This is a genomic window from Paenibacillus yanchengensis (genome assembly GCF_042684845.1).
In the GTDB taxonomy this organism is placed as follows: Bacteria; Bacillota; Bacilli; order Paenibacillales; family Paenibacillaceae; genus Pristimantibacillus; species Pristimantibacillus yanchengensis.
On record NZ_JBHUMH010000061.1, the window covers coordinates 84729 to 108797 of the forward strand.

23 protein-coding genes are annotated in these 24069 nt (G+C 39.3%); 15 read left to right on the forward strand and 8 right to left on the reverse strand.

The window, feature by feature from the left end; all coding sequences use genetic code 11:
- Positions 1–18: 18 nt before the first annotated feature.
- Together ACFSTH_RS17995 and ACFSTH_RS18000 are read right to left on the reverse strand one after the other, a co-directional pair.
- On the reverse strand, positions 19–1065 hold the full coding sequence (locus tag ACFSTH_RS17995) for an LLM class flavin-dependent oxidoreductase (RefSeq protein ID WP_377774665.1): 1047 nt from the start codon (positions 1063–1065) through the stop codon (positions 19–21).
- Positions 1066–1154: 89 nt separating this feature from the next.
- The gene (locus ACFSTH_RS18000) at positions 1155–2345 is read right to left on the reverse strand and encodes a coenzyme F420-0:L-glutamate ligase (RefSeq protein ID WP_377774667.1); all 1191 of its coding nucleotides are present in this window, start codon (positions 2343–2345) and stop codon (positions 1155–1157) included.
- Positions 2346–2478: 133 nt separating this feature from the next.
- On the opposite strand from ACFSTH_RS18000, the gene ACFSTH_RS18005 reads away from it, so the two are divergent.
- Both ACFSTH_RS18005 and ACFSTH_RS18010 read left to right on the forward strand, forming a co-directional pair.
- A complete protein-coding gene (locus ACFSTH_RS18005) occupies positions 2479–3384 on the forward strand; it encodes a LysR family transcriptional regulator (protein WP_377774669.1) in 906 nt (301 codons plus the stop codon).
- A gap of 53 nt (positions 3385–3437) precedes the next feature.
- Positions 3438–3785, forward strand: coding sequence for a zinc ribbon domain-containing protein YjdM (locus ACFSTH_RS18010; protein ID WP_377774671.1), 348 nt, complete (start codon positions 3438–3440; stop codon positions 3783–3785).
- A gap of 76 nt (positions 3786–3861) precedes the next feature.
- On the opposite strand, the gene ACFSTH_RS18015 is transcribed toward ACFSTH_RS18010, so the two are convergent.
- The 5 genes from ACFSTH_RS18015 to ACFSTH_RS18035 all read right to left on the reverse strand — a co-directional run bounded on the left by ACFSTH_RS18015 (position 3862) and on the right by ACFSTH_RS18035 (position 9491).
- On the reverse strand, positions 3862–4749 hold the full coding sequence (locus tag ACFSTH_RS18015; protein WP_377774673.1) for an NAD(P)-dependent oxidoreductase: 888 nt from the start codon (positions 4747–4749) through the stop codon (positions 3862–3864).
- 35 nt (positions 4750–4784) lie between these two features.
- Positions 4785–6155: an aldehyde dehydrogenase gene (locus ACFSTH_RS18020; protein WP_377774675.1), complete on the reverse strand. Its 1371-nt coding sequence runs from the start codon at positions 6153–6155 to the stop codon at positions 4785–4787.
- 168 nt (positions 6156–6323) lie between these two features.
- Positions 6324–6635, reverse strand: a complete 312-nt coding sequence (locus tag ACFSTH_RS18025; RefSeq protein WP_377774677.1) for a hypothetical protein — start codon at positions 6633–6635, stop codon at positions 6324–6326.
- A gap of 766 nt (positions 6636–7401) precedes the next feature.
- Complete coding sequence (locus tag ACFSTH_RS18030) at positions 7402–8340, reverse strand: ribose-phosphate diphosphokinase (RefSeq protein ID WP_377774679.1); 939 nt, start codon at positions 8338–8340, stop codon at positions 7402–7404.
- A 173-nt stretch (positions 8341–8513) separates the two neighbouring features.
- Entirely contained in the window at positions 8514–9491 is a 978-nt protein-coding gene (locus ACFSTH_RS18035) for a DMT family transporter (RefSeq protein WP_377774681.1), read from the reverse strand.
- Between the two features lie 207 nt (positions 9492–9698).
- Between ACFSTH_RS18035 and ACFSTH_RS18040 the strand changes: the two genes are divergently transcribed.
- Positions 9699–10541, forward strand: coding sequence for a LysR family transcriptional regulator (locus ACFSTH_RS18040; protein WP_377774683.1), 843 nt, complete (start codon positions 9699–9701; stop codon positions 10539–10541).
- 18 nt (positions 10542–10559) lie between these two features.
- Here ACFSTH_RS18040 and ACFSTH_RS18045 read toward each other — a convergent pair whose 3' ends face one another.
- Entirely contained in the window at positions 10560–11660 is a 1101-nt protein-coding gene (locus ACFSTH_RS18045; protein WP_377774685.1) for a hypothetical protein, read from the reverse strand.
- A gap of 179 nt (positions 11661–11839) precedes the next feature.
- Between ACFSTH_RS18045 and ACFSTH_RS18050 the strand changes: the two genes are divergently transcribed.
- The 12 genes from ACFSTH_RS18050 (at position 11840) to ACFSTH_RS18105 (ending at position 23991) form a co-directional block, all read left to right on the forward strand.
- Complete coding sequence (locus ACFSTH_RS18050) at positions 11840–12529, forward strand: phosphoribosylaminoimidazolesuccinocarboxamide synthase (protein ID WP_377774687.1); 690 nt, start codon at positions 11840–11842, stop codon at positions 12527–12529.
- An 11-nt stretch (positions 12530–12540) separates the two neighbouring features.
- Positions 12541–13335, forward strand: coding sequence for an AAC(3) family N-acetyltransferase (locus ACFSTH_RS18055; RefSeq protein WP_377774689.1), 795 nt, complete (start codon positions 12541–12543; stop codon positions 13333–13335).
- 119 nt (positions 13336–13454) lie between these two features.
- The gene (locus ACFSTH_RS18060) at positions 13455–14210 is read left to right on the forward strand and encodes an ABC transporter ATP-binding protein (RefSeq protein WP_377774691.1); all 756 of its coding nucleotides are present in this window, start codon (positions 13455–13457) and stop codon (positions 14208–14210) included.
- Between the two features lie 24 nt (positions 14211–14234).
- Positions 14235–15425, forward strand: a complete 1191-nt coding sequence (locus tag ACFSTH_RS18065) for an ABC transporter permease (RefSeq protein WP_377774693.1) — start codon at positions 14235–14237, stop codon at positions 15423–15425.
- Between the two features lie 150 nt (positions 15426–15575).
- A complete protein-coding gene (gene rlmN, locus ACFSTH_RS18070; RefSeq protein WP_377774695.1) occupies positions 15576–16646 on the forward strand; it encodes a 23S rRNA (adenine(2503)-C(2))-methyltransferase RlmN in 1071 nt (356 codons plus the stop codon).
- Between the two features lie 82 nt (positions 16647–16728).
- Positions 16729–17772 carry a TlpA family protein disulfide reductase gene (locus ACFSTH_RS18075; protein WP_377774697.1) on the forward strand — a complete coding sequence of 348 codons (1044 nt, stop codon included), beginning with the start codon at positions 16729–16731 and terminating at the stop codon, positions 17770–17772.
- 134 nt (positions 17773–17906) lie between these two features.
- Positions 17907–19058 (forward strand): cell wall hydrolase, encoded by a 1152-nt coding sequence (locus tag ACFSTH_RS18080; protein ID WP_377774699.1) that lies wholly within the window; start codon positions 17907–17909, stop codon positions 19056–19058.
- Between the two features lie 142 nt (positions 19059–19200).
- The gene (locus tag ACFSTH_RS18085; RefSeq protein ID WP_377774701.1) at positions 19201–19917 is read left to right on the forward strand and encodes an ABC transporter ATP-binding protein; all 717 of its coding nucleotides are present in this window, start codon (positions 19201–19203) and stop codon (positions 19915–19917) included.
- Positions 19914–21263, forward strand: coding sequence for an ABC transporter permease (locus ACFSTH_RS18090; protein WP_377774703.1), 1350 nt, complete (start codon positions 19914–19916; stop codon positions 21261–21263). The genes ACFSTH_RS18085 and ACFSTH_RS18090 overlap by 4 nt, the downstream gene beginning before the upstream one ends.
- A 19-nt stretch (positions 21264–21282) precedes the next feature.
- Positions 21283–21660: a VOC family protein gene (locus ACFSTH_RS18095; protein WP_377774705.1), complete on the forward strand. Its 378-nt coding sequence runs from the start codon at positions 21283–21285 to the stop codon at positions 21658–21660.
- Positions 21661–21837: 177 nt separating this feature from the next.
- On the forward strand, positions 21838–23109 hold the full coding sequence (locus tag ACFSTH_RS18100) for a hemolysin family protein (protein WP_377774707.1): 1272 nt from the start codon (positions 21838–21840) through the stop codon (positions 23107–23109).
- Positions 23110–23238: 129 nt separating this feature from the next.
- Positions 23239–23991, forward strand: a complete 753-nt coding sequence (locus ACFSTH_RS18105) for a MerR family transcriptional regulator (RefSeq protein WP_377774709.1) — start codon at positions 23239–23241, stop codon at positions 23989–23991.
- Positions 23992–24069: the final 78 nt, after the last annotated feature.

Genomic DNA, 24069 nt, shown 5'->3' on the forward strand with positions numbered 1-24069 from the left:
ACGGTGCTGTCTTCATGATTACTGCAATGCTTTTCTAACGATAGGTGCCACTTTGGTACCTAATAGTTCTATAGCACGCAATACATCTTGATGTGGCATTGTACCAACGTTAATGTGAAGGAAAAAACGGTTAATACCAAGGTTTTTGTGCAGTAGAATAATTTTCTCTGCTACATATTCTGGTCCGCCCACGTATAGCGCACCTCGCAAACTACAAGCAGCTTCAAATGATTCATACGTATAGGGTGGCCAGCCTCGCTCCCGACCAATGACGTTCATTTGTGCTTGCGTTGGCGGGAAAAATAGTTGCTGCGCTACTTCATCCGAATCGGCTAGAAAGCCATGGGAATGGGTTGCGACTAATAGTTTATTTGGATCATGACCTGCCTGTATACCAGCTTCTTTGTACAATTTTACTAATGGTGCGAAGCGTTCTGGCATACCACCTATAATAGCAAGTGCTAATGGCAATCCGAGCTGCCCTGCTCTAATGACAGATTCTGGGCTGCCGCCACTTGCAATCCAAACTGGCAGTGGCTCCTGAACAGCTCGCGGATAAACACCTAAATTATCTATCGATGGTCGGTGTTTCCCTTGCCAGCTAACCTTTTCGGATTCTCTAATTTTTAAGAGCAACTGCAAATGTTCTTCATATAGTTCGTCGTAATGCTCTAAGCTGTAACCAAATAACGGAAATGATTCAATAAACGAGCCTCGTCCCGCCATAATTTCGGCACGACCACCAGATAAACCGTCTAACGTTGCATAGTCCTGATACACACGAACTGGATCTGCCGATGATAAGACAGTTACTGCGCTAGTTAATCTAATATGTTTAGTTGTCGCAGCGGCAGCAGCTAAAATAATGGCTGGAGCGCTACTGGCATAGTCTTGTCTATGATGTTCGCCAATGCCGTATACATCGAGCCCTACTTGATCCGCTAATATCATTTCTTCCATTGCGTGTTGTAGTCGCTTGGCATGGCTCATTTTCTTTCCGGTTTCCGGATCTATTGTTGCTTCCAAAAAAGTGCTAATCCCGATTTCAATTACTGGTTTTGACATGTAGTTACACTCCTTATTTACAGTAATAACTGCTAGCAGTTATATTATACTTTAATAAGTAAAGTAACTCAATATTATAAAGGTTTGTACTATGATGTATAATTGTCAAAATATCCTTGAATAAAAACAATCGGTGTTCCTTTGTCACCACTACCTGACGTAAGATCAGACAGCGAGCCAATTAGGTCGGTTAACTGACGTGGTGTTGTCCCTTGAGAATCCATTGCCCCGACAAGATCTTCTTGTTTATTGTTAATGTACGCTGTAATAGCTTCTTGTAGCTGCTCACCGCGTAGATCAGCAAAATTGTTATCTGCCAAATATTTTAGCTTCACTTCATTCGGAGTACCTTCTAACCCTTTAGTAAATGCAGGTGACACGACAGGATCTGCTAACTCCCAAATTTTACCCACAGGATCTTTGAAGGCTCCATCGCCATAAATCATTACTTCTATTGTTTTTCCAGTAATCTCTTTTAATCGTTGCTGAATCCCATCGACAATTGGTTGGCAATCACGTGGAAATAACTTCACACTATCTTCTGTAGATTTATTAGATCCAAGTAAACCATATTGTTCGTTAAATCCACTATTATTGATGGATGCATTTAATATATTTTCCAAGTTATAAATTTTTTCTCCGCCATTTGCTAGCAAAATGCGTTTTGTTCGTGCTCTAGTATGCACGTCACATGTTAATACGCTCGTCGTATATTCCAGTATCGTTTTTGGATTGTTAGAAAATATAATTTCGCATTCTGTTCCACATGATTCCACAATCGAGCGGTAATACTCAATATAGTCAACTCCAGTGAAGCGATGTTTATTATATCCAAAGTGCTGTCTAAATTCCGTTTCTGTTAACACATCTGTCCAAGGATTCACTCCTTTTACATCCAGCTCATCCATATCGACAAGGTGATTACCAACTTCATCGGCTGGGTAGCTAAGCATCAATATCACTTTTTTTGCACCCATGGCAATACCTTTTAGACAAGTTGAAAAACGATTACGGCTCAAAATAGGAAATATAACTCCTACTGTGTCATCACCAAACTTGCTTTTTATATCTTCAGCAATATGGTTAATGTTCGCATAATTACCTTGCGCTCTTGCTACGACAGATTCCGTAATACTGACAATATCTTTATCTCTTATAGTAAAGCCGTCTTTTTCTGCAGCTTGTAATACGCAGTTTACAACGATATCTTCAATGTTATCGCCCTGATTAATAATCGGACTCCGTAATCCTCGTGATACAGTTCCTACAACTCTTTCCAAAATAATCGCTCCCTATAAAATGGAATTTTAGTCTAAACACGAATGATTTGTTAATTCCCTACTTGTAATATACATGATTTTGCTGGTATAAGTAAAATGAATAATATGTATGATACCTATAAGGGGTGGTTATATGATCAGTAAACTTGATTTGTATCGCATATTTGTAAAAGTTGCTCAGTCCGAAAGTTTTTCGGATGCAGCCAAACAATTGTTTATGACACAACCGGCTGTTAGTCAATCTATTATGCAGCTCGAGCGGGAATTGGACACTCGTTTGTTTTATCGCAGTCCGAAAGGAGCTACGCTTACGAGTGAAGGACGTTTATTGTTCGAGTATATCCAATCGGCCATGAGTTTGATTCATACCGGTGAGCAAAAAATATTGGAGTTCAAAAATTTGACGATTGGCGAATTAAAGATTGGTGTCGGCGATACGATTTCTCGTTATTATTTGTTGCGTTACTTAGAAAAATTCCATATCAATTATCCAAACATCAAATTTAAAATAATGAACGCTACCACAATGGAATTATGTAGTGCGCTAAAAAGTGGTAGTTTGGATATTGCATTTTGTAATTTGCCATTAGAGGATGCAGCGCTTGAGCAGCTGCCATGTTATGCAATTGAAGATATATTCGTTGTTGGTCAGCAGTATCGATACTTGCTGGAGCAGTCACAAACGATGGATATGATCATACAGCTGCCGCTTATTTTTTTGGAATCAAAATCTAACTCACGTAAATATGTCGAGGAATATATGGCTAGCTGTGGCGTATCACTTGCGCCTGCTTTTGAACTTGGTTCACATGATTTACTATTAGAGTTTGCAAAAATAAATTTGGGCGTGGCATCGGTTATTAAACAATTTTCGTTAGATTATTTAGATAAACAATTAGTGTTTGAAGTGCCGTTAGTGAAACCAATTCCAAGCAGAAATATAGGGATATGTTATTTGCGGAATGTTCCTTTGTCGATTGCTGCTACTCGTTTTGTAGAGATGATCAATGGTGACAATTCAAGTAGTCATTTGTCTTAATAGCGTATCTGTGGCACTATGATAGGTGAATGTAGGGAGAAGGAGGTTAAAAGATGTCACAATTGCCTAATTGTCCAGCGTGTCAATCACAGTATACTTACGAAGATCGTGATATGTTAGTTTGCCCAGAATGTTCGCATGAGTGGGTTGCTGGAGCGGAACAATCAGTAGAGGAAGAGCAGTTGGTTATTCACGATGCTCATGGTCATCCACTACAGGATGGGGATTCAGTTACGGTTATTAAAGATTTAAAAGTAAAAGGTAGTTCTACTGTATTAAAAGTAGGCACTAAAGTAAAAAACATCCGTCTAATTGATGGCGATCACAATATTGATTGCAAAATTGATGGCTTCGGTGCGATGCAGTTAAAGTCGGAGTTCGTAAAGAAAGCAACAAACTAAATAGGTAGAAGCAATTAAAGCATTGTGCAGCCCTCTATTGTAGCATCTTTTGTGATCAGTAGAGGGCTGCTGCTTTTTATTGATGCTCCGTGTAATACAAATAGATCGCCTGTGTTCCTTGTTCGTTATAGCCAAGTTCGGCTAATTGTTTGTAGATTTGTTCCGCTAATGCTAGCCCAGGCGTTTGTAAATTCATCTCATTAGCAGATTGTAAAGCGATCCCCATATCTTTAATAAAGTGTTTAATATAAAAACCAGCTTCAAAGTCATTTTGTATCATGCGCGAGCCCAAGTTACTAAGTGACCAGCTGCCTGCTGCACCAGTAGCAATACTTTGTAAGACAGTTTCAGGCTGTAAATTTGCAGCTTTAGCATAAGCTAATGCTTCACTGACACCGATCATCGTGGAGGCGATAGCGATTTGATTGCACACTTTTGTATGCTGTCCAGCGCCAGATTTTCCTTGATAAACGATCGTTTTGCCCACTATTTGTAATAACGGAAGTATGCTTTCATAAGCTGCTTGCTCGCCGCCGACCATAATAGATAAGGAAGCATTTTTTGCTCCAATATCACCACCTGAAACAGGAGCATCCAAACTATGTAGTTTGGCTTTTTTGCTTTCTTCATTTATGCGACTCGCTAATTGTGGGCTGGAAGTTGTCATATCGATGAGATATGTTCCTTGTTTTGCATGATATACCAAACCATTTTCACTTAAATATATTTGTTCTACGTCATGCGGATAGCCTACCATCGTAATGATGACATCACAGTTTTCTGCGATTTGTTGTGGAGAGGGCTGCCAGATAGCGCCTTTTGCTAATAACTCATGGGCTTTTTCTTGTGTGCGAGTATATACATGTAGTCGATAACCAGCTTGTAATATATGTTCGGCCATACTTTTTCCCATTACGCCAAGCCCGATAAAGCCAACAGTACTAGTTTCAGGTGAAATGAACATGCTACATATAAGCTCCTTTCATTGCTGCGTGTAAACTATTTTAAAAACATTTTAATTAAACGCAATCCATTTTTTAAATTGGGATAACGAAACGGTATATCAAACTTTGTCGTCTGGCGTAACACTGCTTTTTGATGAGAAAATAATTGAAAGCTATGTTGTCCATGATAAGCGCCTATCCCGCTATTGCCGACACCGCCGAATGGTAAATAAGGATTAGTGAAATGGTAGACCGTATCATTAATGCAACCGCCACCAAAAGAAAGCTCATTCATCGTACAGGATTGTACTTGTTTGCTTTCGGAGAAAACATATAATGCGAGCGGTTTTTCATGTTGTCTAACTTCTGTTATAACGGTATGGAGATCATCATATGTTAGCATGGGAAGCAGAGGGCCGAAAATTTCTTCTTGCATAATAGGTTGCTGACGTGAAACTTCCGTTAAAATAGTAGGTGCTATTGCTTGAGTAGTCCGGTCATACTGTCCGCCATATGCAATAGTAGGTTCTTGCATCATTGCTACTAGTCGATCGAAATGACGTTCGCTTACGATGTGAGCGTAATTTTCATTTTGCAATGGCTGTTCGCCGTATAGTAGCTGTATAGCACGTATTAAATGTTCGGTAAAAGCTTGCTGCACAGATTGGTGAATATAAATATAATCAGGAGCGACGCATGCTTGCCCTGCATTCATAAATTTGCCCCAAGCTATTCGTTTGGCTGCCAAAGCTAAATTAGCATCTTCATGCACAATACAAGGGCTTTTTCCGCCTAATTCAAGTGAGACAGGTGTAAGATGTTTTGCTGCCGCTTCCATTACAATTTTCCCAACTTGTTCGCCGCCTGTATAGAAAATATAATCGAAACGCTCTGTTAATAAGGCGGTGCTTGTGGAAGCACCGCCTTCGATTACAGTAACATGTTCAGGGGCAAATGTTTCTTGGATGATAGCAGTAATCACCTTAGATGTATGTGGTGTTAATTCTGATGGCTTTAGAATGACACTATTGCCGGCAGCCACTGCGCCAATCAGTGGGTTTAATGCTAATTGAAATGGGAAGTTCCATGGCGAAATAAGTAAAGCTACACCGTAAGGCTCTTGCTGAATATAACTACTTGATCCCAAATGAGTCATTGGTGTTCGTACTTTTTTAGGCTTCATCCATGTAGCTAGTCTTTTCAAGACAAAAGTAATTTCACTTAACACGATACCAATTTCAGACGAATACGCCTCGAAAGCAGACTTATTCAAATCAGCATGCAGTGCCGTCGTAATTTGTTGTTCATAATTACGAATCGTGTTAGCCAACTGTTGTAAAGCTACTTTTCGAGCCGCATATGAACGCATATGTCCTTTATTGACAAACGTACGTTGCTTTTCAATTAATAACTTGTAAGCTTGCATCCTATCACCTCATTTGCAACGATAATTGTACCATCTACGTATACTGTTCGCTTTGTAGTGCTATTATCCTGCTTATAAATACGGCAATCATTAAGAAAGTTGTAGATGGTACGTTTGCTAATATAATTGATAGGAGTGAGGATTGTAGGGTGCTTATTAGTTTCACTTTTAAGGTGTTCTAATTTCAGCTCTCAAAGCAGTTTCTAATTTTTCGTTTAAGATTTGTTCTTTGCGAGATATTTCTCGTAACGTCTGCCGAACGCTTTCGTTAACAGCCAAAATGTCGTTTATGCTGGCAGGCGGTGTTAAGTTGTTACCAGGTAAAGTACCTAAAACGTATTGTAGCTTCTCTCCTTCGGCATTAATAATATGACTTAAACCCATTTCTTCCATAGCAATTGATGCGATGATTAAATTAATGACATCCTCTCGATTGATGGATATCTCGGGTGTAATATCTGGAATGTTTGGTTGTGACATACGATCACTCCTCTAATTATTATAGTCAAGCAAGGTAGCATGGAGGGTGGTACTTATCAGCAAGACGCTTTAAATAACACACAACGAATGCCTCAATACCTAATCTATGTAGTTAGCAGGGGAATAGAACCGAGATGGATTCGAATAAAAAAAGAAGGGGTTGTTCAGAAAGTTAGTAAAAATGGACGGAGTATGGCAGTTGAGGAATATGGAAGTTTGAATTTTGAACAGTAACTAGAAAGCTAATTTAAGAGCTTCGTGTTTATATGGAACGAATGCTATTTGGTTAAAGCTTTCTTGGGTTCGTAGCTTATTGAACTACCTTATCGTGAGATTGTGCATCCGACACAACGCAACAGGATAAATTTTATACGATAAATCGTATAAACGTACAAGTACAGCCGGTTGAAATGTACGGTTTGTTTGATAAAACGTATAAAAGTGTATGTGTAGCTGGTGAAAATGTGCGGTTTGTATGATAAATCGTATAAACGAGCGTATAAAGTAGGTTGAAGAGTAAGTTTCATACGAAACATCGTATAAAGATAAAAATAAAGACAAAAATAATGGAACGGATGAATTGGAATATAATTTTTAACTTCATTGGCACGTAATCTACGGAAAGTAGCGGGTATCCGTCTTGTTACTTTTCTGCAATAGCAGCTGTAAGCTACATAAATAAGTTGGACGGAAAACGGTGCAGCATCAAAATCTACCGTTTCTCGTCCAACTTTTTATTTTGGGGATTATTGGACAGCCCTTCGTACTAGAGTCTAGCGTGTAGTAACGTGTTGATCGAACCGCCTCTTGTAATAATGCGAATAGCTTCAGCTAACAAATCAGAAGTGGATAGCTCAACGAATCGATCGGGTGCATCTAGCCATTCAATTGTATCTGTAACAACTACTTCTTTAATATTTGGATGGTCTAGTCTGTCCATCGCGTTGTCAGAAAAAACAGCGTGAGTAGCACAAACGTATGCATCTTTAGCACCGTTATTTTTTAACGTGTTGACGACATTGACGATGGTGCCGCCAGTGTCGATTAGATCTTCAATAATAATCGGAGTCATACCTGCTACATCACCGATAATATGAGTAATTTCAGCTTTGTTATGTTCCGGACGATTTTTGATCATAATAGCGAACGGACAATTCAACAGAAGTGCCAACTGTTCCGCCGTTGTTGCACGACCAGCATCTGGAGACACGACAACCGGATTCTCAATATTTTTTGTTTTCAAATATTTAATAATTAGCCCTAGTGCAGTCAAATGATCTACTGGTATTTTGAAAAACCCTTCAATAGGATCGGCATGCAAATCAATCGTAATGATTCGGTTAGAACCAACGGTTGTTAAAATATCGGCAACCATTTTGGCAGATATCGGCTCACGTGGAGCTGATTTTCGTTCTTGCCGCGCATAGCCGTAATAAGGGATAACTAAATTAATGGTACGAGCAGAACCACGCTTTGCAGCATCAATAAGTACGAGTAGTTCCACTAATTTTTCGTTAATTGGATGTGACAGTGCTTGTACAATAAAAACATCACAATTACGAATAGATTCTTGATAAGAAACATGAATTTCACCGCTAGAATGACTCGAAATAGCGACTTCACCTAGAGGTAGCTCCAATCGATGACATATTTTTTCGGCTAGCTTGCGATTGGAAGTTCCAGAAAACACTTTAGTAGTAGACATAATATCCTCCTTGAAGGGACGCAACGATACAAAGATTATTTTACTGCATTCGATTTAAACACACTATCTATTATAGCCTGTTCGGTTTGTGGCGAGAAGCTTCTTTGTGAAAAAAAGAAAAATATAAAAAAACAGCCACGTTGTTATTTTAATAAAACGTAGCCGTAGTTGTATTATGCTGATAACTTTCGTTCATATCTGCGTTGTAATGTTTGCTTTTGGTCAACGATAACATCTGCTTTACGCTGCATCATATTATTACGAACAAGTGCAAAGATGATCAAGGCAGTACCGTAAATTTCAAATGCGCTAATGTTATATCCTTGAAAAGCCATAATAATAAAAGTAGTAATAGGAACAGCATTGATAAATAAAATACCGTTAATCGATCCAAGCATTTTAATACCTAAATTCCAGCTTAACAATGCAACTAGACCAGGGATAAGAACCATAAAGGCCATTTCGTATTTAATAGCAAATAACGTTTGGACGGTTGGTGGTGTTAGCAAACCACTGATCGATGCCACACTGACTACAACGAAAGAAATGATGCTGCCAAATATGCAAGTTAATGTAGAATAACGAAGCGTAGACCAGCTAGCAAACTTTTCGCCACCCATAGAGTAAAATACCCAACTCACGACTGCGATGACCATTAACAATAATGGTAAAATATGCTGACCCAAACTTTGGAAGAAAGCTACTTTTCCATTGGTAATAACTAACAGCGCTCCTACTAATGCAAGAAGTACACTTGTTATCGTATAGCGTTTCGGTGCTTTTCGCGTGGCAACCCATACGATGACGACAGAAATCATAGGCATTAATACTTCAGAAATGGAAGCGGCAATACTGCCCGGCTCGCCCATCATCGATTGTGCTGCAAAAATACACATATTATAAACTGTAAAAGCAAGTGTTCCATAACCGATCAACTGCCACGTTTTACCTTCTAACTTAAATGCCTTTTTTCCTTCTTTCACTAACAACAACACGGTTAAAATAATAGCCACCAAAAAATAACGTATAAAGGAAAAATAAAAGGGATCAATTTGTTGCAAAGCGATATGTGATACCGGAAACATAGCACCCCAAGAAATGCTGGCGATGAGGCAAAGTGCAGCACCCATCCACATCGTTCGTTTATTCATTTTTTTCGCTCCTGTGTCAGTAATAAAATGGTTAAATACTAATCCGACAGCGTTATTACGCTCTTTTTTCGTCACTATACATGGTATGCTCAAAAAACTTAAACGTAAAATGATTAAAACTAATGAGTAATATCATTATTAATGATATTATGGACGTAATCTGTTTTTGTTAAATACTTTTATAAGTACGATTAGCGAGGTGCAGTAATGGAACTGAATGACCTTATTATATTTGAGCAGGTGGCCATAACAGGAAGTGTCAGTAAAGCGGCGGAAAATTTGAACTATGTACAATCTAATGTAACGGGGAGAATTAAACGATTAGAGCAGGAACTGCAAACGTTACTGTTTGAACGGCATAAACGAGGTATGGTTCTAAATGCAGATGGAAAAAAACTATTGGAGCACGTTCGTGATATATTGCAAAAAGTTGATGAAGTAAAGCTGATGTTTAGTCCTACGACTTCCCCATCGGGTATATTGGATATTGGAATCATCGAAACGGTTCATGCCCTTCCAGCTATTTTGCACGCTTATTATAGTAAATATCCCGATGTTGACCTATCACTTGCTACTGGCGTTACAGCAGAGCTGCTACAGGCTGTTCTTGATATGAAATTGAACGGAGCATTTGTTACTGGACCGATTACTCACCCCCAAATGGAGCAAATAGAAGTTATTCAAGAGAAATTAGTGTTTGTAACGAGAGAAGCTGATTTTCAGCTAGAGGATATAACAATCGTCCCTTTATTATTGTATAACAAAGGTTGCGGTTATCGTGGAAGATTAGAAAGTATGATGCAATTGCAAGGAATTGTTCCGAAGCGAGTGATGGAGTTTGGAACGTTCGGTACAATTATCGGCAGTGTTGCGGCAGGTATTGGCATTACGGTTCTTCCAGAATCATCTGTGCAGCAATATGCGGCGGAAGGCAGTGTTTATCTACATCCACTGCCATCGCCGTATGATGATGTGACAACTGTCTTTATTTGGCGCAAAGAAGCATTTATGACAAGAACGTTACAATCTTTTTTGGATGAAATCAGTTAGTCTATAGGGAAATAACCATTACACGTTAGAGATAGATTGGTGGATATCTGTTAAAATGGTGTGCAATTGTGTGTTGAAAGCTTCATAATTACAGCTTTGTTCATATATCGCTTCTAAGTCACGCTTGTATGTGGCGGCTTCCTCTAATTTTGCTGTAGCTGCTTTAATCATTGCTTTATATTGTGTTGTAATGATTTCTAATGGTTCAGCAATTTGACTATCAGCGTCGGGTTGCATGCATAACTCATATAGATCAATTGTAATATCCGGTGCAACTGGTACGTAGGCGTGTGGTGGTGTACTATCAAAAATGGCGAAATTCAATTCACGGACGATGACCATATCAATACTAGCGGAATCAAGCCCGCAGCGGTATACTTCGCTATCGTAACCGAGCGCATTTGCTTGAGCAGCTACTTTTCGCAGTATTGTTGATTTTCCTGACCCGGCGCGTCCCTTCAAATGATACTTTTGTAATCCAGCGGTTATCGATGGAACGAAATCGACAGCACCTTCGGCGGTTGCTGTACCGAGTAACCGAACAACTTGCCGGGGAGTCGTAGTTTTTGGTGTAGCATTAGCAAATAATAAGTGTAAATAGTCTTCAGTAACTTGATTCGTTTTCGCGAAATCGATATATGGTCGATATAGAGCTTCCCAATCATCGTGGATGCGTAGAGCAGTCGCTAGTAGCGTGTAGGCTTCATTTTTTGCACTAATGATTTGTTGCGCAAGCTGCTCCGTTTTTTTGGAATGAGTCAGTAATTTTTCTTGATCGCACGCTTGATCTAAATGATAGGAAAACAATAATTTTTCAGACCAATCAATCGCTGTGCTACTATCGTGTGGATTTGAATAGAGGATAGCAGTGCGTAGTTCCGGGAAAACAATACCGTCTAACAAGTCAGCTTGCAGGGGATGATGGAGAAACCAACAGGTGGATTGGGATTGCATTTGTGTAGCGATGAGCTGTAATAGGATGGAAATAGATTGATGCATCGTACCTTTTAGTTCAACGACATGATCGATTTCTTGTAGAGAAGAAGCTAGTTCGTTAGTAAGTCCACCAGCAGTATTGGCAGTTGCCATATAGTGAATGGCATTGCTTGAAGTGCTCACGAATAGGTCACGCCCTTTCTTATAGCTAGATATCTGTTATATAGTATTAACCAAGTTGTTATTTTGTGCCCAGAAAAAGATAAGTGATAGTCATTTCATTTCATTCATTTTATTTCTATGGTATTATTATATAGCGTAATTTGTAACATCCATTTTCATTGAGAGAGGATTAAGCCATAATGAAAACCATTTACTCTGGTAAAACGAAAGATGTTTTTGAGTTGGATAACGGGAACTATTTGTTGAAATTTAAAGATGATGTTACTGGTGAAAACGGAGTATTCGACCCAGGTGCTAATACGGTTGGGCTAGTTATGGAGGGAGCCGGAAGAGCTGGTCTGAATATGACGACGTACTTTTTCCGCAAACTGCAAGAGCAAAATATACCCACCCATTTTATTGATAGCGACTTGAGTGAAGCGACAATGACTGTTATTCCTGCTACAGTGTTTGGAAATGGGCTTGAAGTGATTTGCCGTTACCGTGCAGTTGGTAGTTTTTTACGTCGTTATGGCATGTATGCTCAGTCTGAGCAGTCACTCGATGGATTTGTGGAAGTTACGTTGAAGGATGATGAACGTGGTGATCCGCCGATTAGCGAAGATGGGTTAGCGATGTTAAATATTTTGTCATACGAGGAATATGCCCAATTAAAAAGGTTGACGAAACAGATTAGTGATATTGTTAAAGCTGAGTTGGCTAAAAAGGGCATTGAACTATATGACATTAAGCTGGAATTTGGTCGCCATGGTCAAACAGGAGAAACAATGTTGATCGACGAAATTTCTGGCGGAAATATGAGAGCTTATAAAGATGGACAATATATAGAGCCACTTGAGTTAGAAAGGCTGTTGTTTGCAGAAGGATAGGAGGAATTGCTATGCATACAAGCGATAGTTTGTTACAGCAGTTAGAAGAAGCGGGCATTGATCGTACTGGAACGTTACTCATGCACTCGTCTATGAAACAAATTGGAGATGTGGATGGTGGAGCAGATACTGTACTTGATGTATTATCGGAATATATGAAGGATGGATTACTAGTATTGCCGACACATACATGGCGAGATATTAATCCTGATAATCCACGTTATTACGTAGAGACTTCGCCCGTATGTGTTGGTATATTGCCGGAGTTATTTCGGAAGCGGTCAGGGGTACATCGTTCTCTGCACCCTACCCACTCCGTTGCTGCTTTAGGTACTGATGCAGAGCAGTTTGTTGCCGGTGATGAGCGATGGGATACGCCATGTCATCGAAATTCGGCTTGGGGTAGATTACTTGATCGTCAGGCGACGATTATTCTAGTCGGAGTTGATCAGAAGCGGAATACGTTTATTCATGGTATTGAAGAGTGGGTGGATATACCTGGTAGAATGACCGATGATCATCAAATGTTAATTACTGTTTTGCCCGATGGTACAGAAATATCGGTTCCTTCGCGTCGACATTGCGGTTTATCATGGTCGGAGCATTTTTGGAAAGTAGAACAATTGTTAGAGCAGCAAGGTGCAATCTATCGGGCACAGCTGGGTGATGCATTGATGTGGGTTTGTGATACTGTTAAATTAACGGAGCAAATTAGCGAGTTGTTGCATAAGTACCCGGATCTGTTTTCCGATAATGAACCGTTAAGTTTTCATACAGGACAAGCATCGGTTGAATCTCATTCATAAAATAATATAAATGCAAAGAAGCGCAAAGCAAGATGTAATAATCATCTTGTTTTGTGCTTCTGTTTTTTTTGTTACAAATAGGGAGACGGAACGTACTAGTAATAATTAGGGAAGTTGACATGTTTCCTGTTCATAATAGCTGTTCACTATGGGAGGTTGTTAGATTGACGAGAGAAGTGTTACAAGTCCAACTAGAAGAAGCGGGATATGAGCTTGGTAAGCCAATCGTTCACAACATAGATATAACAGTGGCAGAAGGAGAAATGGTTGGATTAATCGGTCCGAACGGAGCGGGTAAAAGTACAACAATAAAAGCGATTCTTGATTTGGTAGATTACAAAAAAGGCAAAGTACACATTGGCGGAGCGAAGCAACGTTACGCGTATGTACCAGAGCAACCGATTTACTATAATTATTTGACGTTATGGGAGCATTTGGAGCTAGCTGCGGCAGCTTTTGAAATAGAACAACAGCAATTTAAGCAAAAAGCGGAACAGTTGTTGACGTTATTTAAGCTTGAAAGTAAAGTACATCATTATCCAGGGCAGTTTTCCAAAGGAATGCAGCAAAAGTTAATGCTTATTATTGCTTTTTTGCTGGAACCTGATGTTTATATTGTCGATGAACCGTTTGTTGGATTAGATCCAAGGGCAACGATTGATTTACTGGCGCTGCTAACGATGGAGCAACAACGTGGCGCCGGAGTGTTATTATGTACTCACGTGCTTGATACAGCAGAGAAAATATGTAACCGATTCGTATTGTTGCATACGGGGACGATTGTGGCAGAGGGAACGTTTTCGCAAATCCAACATTTAGCCGAAATGGACGAGCAAGCGACATTATTGCAATGCTTTGATCGGTTAACGGAATAACGGTTCAATAAAGGAAGTGATGCTATGAAAGTATTTTGTATATTCGGTCAACGATTGATAGCAAACGCTGTAGTTCATTTGAAAGCTTGGCGGACCAGTTTGGACTGGACAGTATGGCTTTACATTATTATTCCTGCTGCTGTCATAGGGATTGGGATGTACCTTGAATTATGGACAAGAGATATATCGGCCCCACTAGAAAGTATAAATACTATTTATATATTGCAATTGATCATGGCGCTTATTATTGCTACTGGACGACTTCGCATATTTGTAGAAGCAGCAGATCGTCTATTTTTGATGCAACGAAAAAGTTGGTTGGCTGGGCTAAAAGGTTGGAGCTATATTTATTCCTATTGTGTATGGGCACTACGTTTAGTGTTGCCTTTCCTTATTGCTCTACCGTACTTAATACGAATAGAACAATTGCATTTGGAGCAAATATGGCTATTATGGATCGTGAACTGGTTACTGCAAATGATAGTCGCTACGCTAGAGCATGGGATCAGCGCTAATTATAATCGAATAATGAAGTATATCGCATTAACGATTTTATTTCTTATACAAGCAATTATCGTTATTTTGTTACCTAATTATCTCATCATGTCAACAATGATAATACGTTATAGTTTATTCATCATGATTAGTTTGTTAGCGATTGTGTGTTCAATTGTTATATGGCGGTTGCCTTTGCGGATGGATCATGAAGTCAAACGGAGCTTATCTGCGCAACTATCATCAACGAAAATACTAATTAGTCAATCTGTATCTGTCAAAAAGATAAGTACTCTTCGTCGCCCATTAGTGTGGCGCTCGTCTGAGCGAATATTTAAGTCTTCTCATCCGGCTGTTATGTTGGCAGAAATGCGTATAAAATCGTTTGTACGGGAGCTAACGTATTTACAAAGTTATCTAGGTTTCATGTCAGCTAGTACAGTGGCACTAGTATTGGTACCGAGTAAAGGAGCCATCGTTTTATTACCATTATTACTTATCGTTGCTTGGAGCTGGATAAATTGGCAAAAAGCATCGTGGATGCAGGAATCGTTTATTGGGCAGTTCAAATGGTCGATCGTGATACAATCGTATGCGAACAGCATTGTTCGTTTTTGGATACTGCTACCTGTTATTATTTGTTGGTCGATACTTGCTGGTATGAAGTTTGGTGGCATCTTACTGCCCCTGTTGTTAGTTATTGCAATAGTAGCTATATGATACGTGTTTCATCACTTAGAGTGGAGAAACTATCGTAGCATGAATCAGAATTGAATCGTGTCAATTGTTGTTTTGAGTAAACACTTGTTTTCTATAGTGAAGTTTGCGAAAATAACAGCAGAACTAGCAGTATTGGAGAGTAGATAAGAGATGGGTAAAGCGTCAATATATGGATTAACATTAGAGCAGCTGGAAAGTTGGCTTGGACAATATGGTCATAAACGTTCGCGAGCACGCGCTGTATGGGAGCAGTTGTATCGGGAGCGAGTGCGACAGTTTCCAGCTATGGCAGAAATAAACGATAGCTGTCAACAATTGTTGCAGGAACATTTTATAACAGAAACATTAACGGAGCATACGAGACAAGAATCAAGTGATGGCACTATTAAGTTTTTGTTCAAATTACACGATGGTAATTTGATCGAAACGGTACTGATGAATCATAAGTTCGGTATGTCGGTATGTGTGACGACGCAAGTTGGTTGTAATATCGGTTGTAGTTTTTGTGCGAGTGGATTGCTGGCGAAAAGTCGTGATTTAACGAGTGCGGAAATAGTGGAACAGGTAATGCAAGTACAGTTCTTTTTGGATCAACGTGGTGAGTCTGAAAAAGTGAGTCATATTGTCGTAATGGGGATTGGCGAGCCATTCGATAATTATGACCATGTGTCTAACTTTGTTCGGGTGATGAAGGATCATCGAGGTTTGGCGATAGGGGCAAGGCGAATTACAGTATCTACGAGTGGATTAGTACCGAAAATTAAGCAATTTGCCGATAGTGATCTGAACGTCAATTTGGCGATTTCTTTGCATGCACCGAATGATGAATTGCGTACGAGAATAATGAAAATCAATCGAGCATATCCGTTAGAGAAATTGTTTGATGCGATGGATTATTATACGACAAAATCGAATAGACGAATTACGATAGAATATATTTTGCTCAGAGGTATTAACGATCAGCCAGAACATGCACTACAATTAGCAGAGCTGATGCATCCTCGAAAAAAACATATTAACGTTAATTTAATTCCTTATAACCCAGTGGATGAACATAGCCAATATGAGCGAAGTAGTAAGGAAGACATTCGTCAATTTTATGATGTCATGAAAAAACAACAGATTAGTTGCAGTGTTCGCTTAGAGCATGGTACGGATATTGATGCTGCTTGCGGACAATTACGCAGTAAACAAACACAAAAAAAAGTGCAAATAAAATAGTGAAAAAAACAAGATAGCATCCCATCTATGTAAGGGTGTTTTCATTGCTCTCTATGGCATTATTAGGAGGGAAACAGAAGTAATGGATAATTTGCAAATAGGCTCATTCGTACTAAATTCGGATCTTCTCGTTTACTTAGTGGCAGGTGCGATTGCGGCGCTATTGATTACGTTTCGTAATAAAGAAGCAGACTACAAGGAACAATTTAGCTCTGTTGCCTGGAATACGTTGCTGTTGTGGATTATTGTCTGGAAAGGTAGTTACATCGTATTTGATTTGAAGTCATTTGCTGCTAATTGGCAGTCTATTCTTTATTTTGATGGTGGAACCGCTGGTTTCGTACTAGCGGCAGTCATCGGTAGCATCTATTTGCTACTTAGTTTCTTTAAGCACTCTAATTGGAAAATTGCCATCGAAAATATGTTGCTATATGTATCAAGTTGGCTTGTTATTTTTAGTTTGTCTCGTATTGTTTGGGGGCAAGTGGTGACACTGACGCATTATGTCTTACTTATTCTCTCATTAGTACTGGCTTTGCTTCTTATGCGACCGGCATTTCAATTGACGAAGAAAGCAGTACCTCAGTTGTTTGGTGTGCTTCTCGTAGCAGGCTTGATCGGTTACATTGCCTATGAACAAGTGGAATTAAAGTTGCGTGTACCTACTGCTGTTAGCGGAGCTGAAAATGTTGGCGTACGAGTTGGACAGACTGCTCCCAATTTTACAACGGTGGATTTAACTGGAAAAGAAGTGCAGCTAGCAGAATATCGTGGAAAAACGGTGTTACTTAACTTTTGGGCAACGTGGTGTTCGGTGTGTAAAGCGGAAATGCCCCATGTCCAAAAGCTACATGAACAATTAGATGAAGAGAAATACGTCATTCTATCCGTAAATTCTACAAGTCAAGATAGTGGGATGAAACAAGTCGAAAAGTATATTTACGATAGTGAATTGACGTTCCAAGTCGTATTGGATGAGTCTGGTCAAATAATTAAAGATTATCGGGTGCGAGCTTATCCGGTAACGCTTATTATTGCCCCAGACGGTACCGTTACCCGTAACCATACCGGAGCAATTAGCTACGACCAAATGAAAAAAGCGATGGAAGACGCTGCGGAGAAGTAGTCGAGAACGAACGTGAACAAATAATCATATTGTTTCATTGGAATTCTTTTAGAATTGCTACCCTGTCTGTCTAATTATGATAACATACCACTATTCGTTAAGAACGCAGAAACGAAGGAGTGGAATGTACAAAGATGGATTTAATGAGAATGAAATTTACGAGAAGGAACAAATTATATTTTGTTGGACTAATTTGTATTTTGTTATTAGTTACTCCGATTCAAGCATTTGGTCAGGAGAAGCAAGGAGAAAAGGGTTTTTCTGCTACATCCAAGATTACACTTTTATTGAATGATCAGCCGCTTGTTTTTGAAGAGCCTCCGGTAGTGGAAGATGGCAGAGTGTTCGTGCCAGCACGTTATGTTGTTGATTACTTTGGTGCAACAATGGAATGGGTGAATGATAAGCGAGAGATTGTGATTATATCAGCTCTTGGAGAGCGACTTGTGTTTGGAGCGGATAACCCTTATATGATTTTTAATGATCAATCTTACTTTATGGGCGTCGTTCCATCGATTGAAGACGAGAAAATTTATTTGCCGATTCGACATTTAGCGGAGTTTTTGCATATGGATGTCAGCTGGGATGCAGAGAATCAAGTGGCAAGCTTTAAGCAAAATACTGTACACGCGTTGAGCGAATTAGATACACCTGAAGAGTTAGCAAAGCGTTACGATACATCGGTGGAATTGTTACTTGAGCGCAATAATTTGAAGCGAGCTACTGATATAAAAGCGGGAGAAACTTTGAAGGTAGTCATTCCGGAAATTATGGAAGTGAAAATAGATCCCAAGCCTTATTTTGCAGCAATAAAGAAAGAAAAAGAAAAAGCTGAAGCGGAAGCAAAGGCGAAAGCCAAAGCCGCCGCGAAGGCAAAGGAAGAAGCTGCTGCTAAAGCTGCCGCACAAGCACGAGCAGAAGAAAAACAGCAACAAGATCTGCTGTTACTAGCGAAAATTGTGCAAGTGGAAGCGGGAGCGGAATCATATGCAGGGCAGCTGGCTGTTGCCAATGTTGTAATGAATAGAGTGAAAGATAAGCAGTTTCCTAACACGATCAAAGGTGTCGTTTATGCACCGAACCAGTTCCCTCCAGCCCATAATGGGTTACTGGATAAGGCGACTCCTGGGAAAAAGGCATGGCAGGCTGCTGAAGCAGCTATGGCAGGAGAGAATAATGTCAAAGGGGCACTTTATTTTTACAATCCAAAAGTGACATCAGGTTCCTACTGGAATAGTCTCACTTTTATAAAAGAGATCGGCACTCACCGGTTTGTGGGGCGTTGATCAAAAGCAAGGGATTCCAATATTACATGTTGGAATCCTTTTTTCATGCATTTCTAAAGGTTTAATTAAGGTTTTCTTTAAACTGTTTTTACGAGTAGCTGTTATACTTTGCGAAAAGGGAAATAAATCGGAGGGATATAAGGTGATTCATGTTGAAGGTGTTAGTCACTATTTCCAAGTGGGGAAGCGAGGGAAGGAGCGAAAAGTTCCTGTCTTGCACGATATTAACTTCTCCGTAGCGAAGCAAGAAATATTAGCAATTGTTGGACGAAGTGGATCAGGGAAGTCGACGTTACTTAATTTAATGTCTGGCTATACAAAACCGACAAGCGGTTCGATAGAAGTAATGAACAAAAAGATAAGTGAAATGAATGAAGGGAATGCAGCCCAGTTTCGTTTGGAACATTACGGATTTATATTTCAAAGTTTTCAGTTGATTGCCGGAATGACGGCGTTCGAAAATGTGGAGTTACCGTTAACGCTCAAAAAAATGAATACACAGGCGAGAAGAAAACAAGTGCAAGAAATGTTGGAGCGATTTGGCATAGCAGAATTCGGTAGTCATTATCCTGGAGAGCTGTCTGGTGGACAACAGCAGCGGGTTGCTGTCGCTCGAGCTTTAATTTTGCAACCACCTATTATATTAGCGGACGAACCGACAGGTAGTTTGGATAACGAAAACGAAAAGCAGCTACTTACGATCATTCAGCAGCTCAATCATGAGTGGGGCACTACATTTGTTATTATTACGCATGATGAAGAAGTAGCATCTATTGCTCATCGTACCATTACATTAAACGACGGACGTATAATAGCAAACGTGCCAGCTCATCGTGAAATTGGAGGGTTACAGTCATGACTATGCGCGATAGTTTGCAGTTTGTAATGCGAAATGTGAAGAAAAATAAAACACGATTAATGATGACTGTACTGGCTACGGCAATGGGTTGTTGTTTTCTGATTGTACTTTTATCAGTAGGTATTGGCTTCAAACAAAGTATTGTCGATCATATGGTAGGAGATAGATTAGTTACGGAAATACAAGTACATGGCAAAATAGAAGGCAACAACAACGATATTACGACCAGCGATATGGAAAAATTTAAACAATTGCCTAATATAAAAACGATTACGTACAAAAACTACGTGCAACAAGATTTATTACCTAAGTTAGAGGAGCAGCTGTTATCGAATTCTCCAGTTATGCAAGTTGATTTTGCAGCGGAAGCGATAGCTGGTTTCAAATTAAGCGCAGGAGTTATGCCCAATGCTGAAGCAGCAGAAGTAATTCTAGGTTACCATGCTATCGAGGATACAAGTAATGTCATTGGAAAAACGTTAGAGCTAACCGTTCATTATCATGAAGATAATAAGGTGAAACAGCAGATCGTACCAGTTGTTATTACAGGAATTAGTGAAAAGCCCTCTCGTGAGTGGCAGCAAGATACGATGATTTATGTGGGAGAGCATACATTGCAGCAAATTGAACAACTAACCAAGACGCAGTTTGGTCTGCTGCCACCACTTGCTGAGGAGCTGGAACAGTTTTTAGAAGGACAAGCAGTTGAGCAAAATGGTAATAAAGTTGTGTTCGATGAAAAAGATTTGCCAGCTATCCCAAGCCCGACGGATGATCGAATCTATCAAAACGTTACTATCGTTGCAACGCATATGAAGCATGTCACGAAATTATCAGAGCAAATGAAAGAACAGGGCTATTATAATTATTCGGTAGTTAGTGAGTTAAAGCAATTAGATGTCATTTTTACTGTGATTACCATTGGTCTCTCTTTTATCGGTATTATCGCTATTCTCATTGCTTCGATTGGTATTTTTAATACAATGACGATGGCTGTGACGGAACGATATCAGGATATTGGTATTATGAAAGCGATTGGGGCGCATCCTGCTGTCATTAAGCGAATATTTTTGTTAGAAAGTGCTTTGATTGGTTTGCTAGGAGCAATAGTGGGCACGATAGTAGCGTATATTATATCTGGCGTAGTAAACTGGGCATTACCGATAGCTATTGAAATATTTATGGAGCAAAAGTTGCCAAGTGGATTTACGTTTTCATCTATTCCCTTTATATTAGTATTATCTGCTAGCATATTGTCATTAGTAGTAGCGATGTTGTCTGGTTATCGACCAGCAAAAAGAGCGACTCAAATTGATGTACTACGTGCGTTAAGAAGAGATGTTTAATTCCAAGGGGGCAATGTAGATGAGTATTAAGTTGGACATGGTAGGTATTGTAGTGGAGGATATGAAGCATACGCTCCAGTTTTATCGTACGTTAGGATTTTCTATAGCAGAAGAATGTAATAATGAAAATCATGTAGAAATAGAACAAGGCGGAGTCAGACTAGCATTTGATACGAAGCAGGTGGCGGAATCCGTTTTTGGAGAGTGGGAGCAAGCAGTAGGGCATCGTATTGAACTTGCCTTTTTGTGTGATAGTCCAGTTGCTGTGGATGAAACATATGATCAGATTGTGGAAAATGGATTTACTGGGCATCGTGCGCCTTGGGATGCTTTTTGGGGACAACGCTACGCTATTGTACAAGATCCAAATGGAAATTTGATCAGTTTATTTGCATAAAAGAGGGAATTTCCTACAGTTACTTTCATTAAATAGTATAAATTTCAACAAAATGGTCTGTTATGTCGCTCTGTTAGGTATTATAATGGTAGGAAGGATAGAATAGTATTACCCATAAATAGGGATTAAATGGATTCTATTCAAATACGTATATATTTACAGGAGTGTGACGATCAGTTGGACGATATTCCCATATCATTGCTCTTTGTACTAGGAGCCTTGATTATACTGTCAGCGTTTTTTACATCACTTGAAGCAGCGTATACGCATGTGAGCAAGCTGCGGTTGCGTCAATTTGCCGATGATAATAAGCGAGGCAGTAAAAAAGCAATGTATATCGTTGAAAGGTTGGATGAAGCAATAGCAACTGTATTGCTGAGTAATTTAGTTGTGACCGTAGCAGCTGTAGCATTGGCGACAAAATTATTTATTAAAGCGTTGGCTGTTACACCGGGACTTATTTTATCGATAGTTGTGATGGTACTCGTATTGTGGGTGGTTGCTACTATTATTCCGCGAACGATTGGCAAAGTTTATGCAGATGGCTATGTTTTATTGAGTGCAGCACCACTCTATTATTGGTTAAAGCTGATGACGCCAGTTAATATTATTTTCGGTGGCTTGCAACGGCAAGTAACGAAGATGCTGTCTAAACAAAATACGGTTGTGCAGACGATTACGGAAGATGAGTTAAAAGCTATCGTGGAAATAAGTGAAGAAGAAGGCGTTTTGGAAAAAGAAGAAAGAGAACTAGTTAATCGCTCATTAGATTTCGATGAAATTTATGTAGGTGAAGTGTTTACGCCTCGTCCGGATATGGTTGCAATTGAAGTAAATCAATCCATTGATCAAATAAAAAAAGTGTTTTTTAAAGAACGACTATCACGTATTCCTGTCTACGAGCAAGATATCGATAATATCATTGGTATTCTATCTGAGCGCGAGTTTTTTTCCGAGCTGTTATTGTATGGAACTACAGATATTCGTCAATTACTTCGCAAACCAAAGTTTGTCGTGAAATCGATGCAAATTCCAACATTAATGGTAGAACTGCAAAAAAGCAACGTTCATATGGCTATCGTTATTGATGAATTTGGCGGTACTGCTGGATTGATTACGTTAGAAGATATATTGGAACAATTAGTCGGAGAAATATGGGATGAACATGATGAAGTTATTAATTTGTTTACCCAAATTGATGAAACAACTTACGAAGTAAGTCCGCAAATTGCACTAGATGAATTCGAAAAATTGCTTAATATTCCACCGATTGAAAGTGAGTTTTATAATTTAGGTGGCTGGATTTTTGGTAATACAGATCGTATTCCACAAAAAGGCGATACATTTGAATATGAACATGTGACCTTAACGATAGCGGAAGTGGAAAAAAAGCGCGTCAAAAAAATAATTGTCAACGTGCATGAGCCGCAATCGGCAGTAGAGGATTAATATAAGTATGGAAAAAGCGTATAGTAAGCAGAAGAAGCTTTAACATCTTTTGCTACGATACGTTTTTTTCTTGTTGACTCTCACGGAACGTTATACTTTATAGTTGCAAATAAGAGAGGAGGAACAGAGGTGTTAAAAGTAAGTGAACTTGCGGCGCTAGCAAAGATTAGCGTTAGAACGCTACACTATTATGATGAACTTGGTTTGTTACAACCGACGATGATTACAGATGCAGGGTATCGTTTATATTCGGATGAGAATATAGAAAAATTGCAACAAATATTGTTTTACCGTCAACTAAATATACCATTGAAACAAATTAAACGATTGATGGATGATCCCGATTATGATCATATAGCAGCTCTAGAACAGCATCAGTTGATGTTGTTGAAAAGTAGAGAGCAATTAGATATTTTGTTATCCAATTTGGAACAAACTATTTTGGTAGCCAAAGGAGAGACAACGATGAGTAAGGAAGCAAGATTTGCTGGTTTTTCATTTGATAATAACGAATATGAACAAGAAGCAAGTGAACGCTATGGAGATGATGCGGTTGATGATGCGAACAAGAAGGTACAAGGCAACAACAAAGCGTTTGGAGAGCAAATGGCAGACCGAATGAACGAGTTATATCGGGAATTGGCAGAGCTTAGAGCGCTAAATCCACGTTCTGAACAAGCACAAACAGCGATTGGTAAATGGTATACGATGTTGAATGAAATATCGACATATTCGCCGGCAATGTTTCGTTCTTTGGGAGAAATGTATATACAGGATGAGCGTTTTACAGCGAATATCGATCAATTTGGTACAGGTTTAGCGTTATTTATGAAAGAAGCGATGGACGAATATGCTACACGATTAAAAAGTGAACGATTATAGTTTGAACAAAGCTTCCTTCGATGGTACTTGTTTCGCAAGCCATTGGAAGGAAGCTTTCTTTATTTAGTAAATTACTAT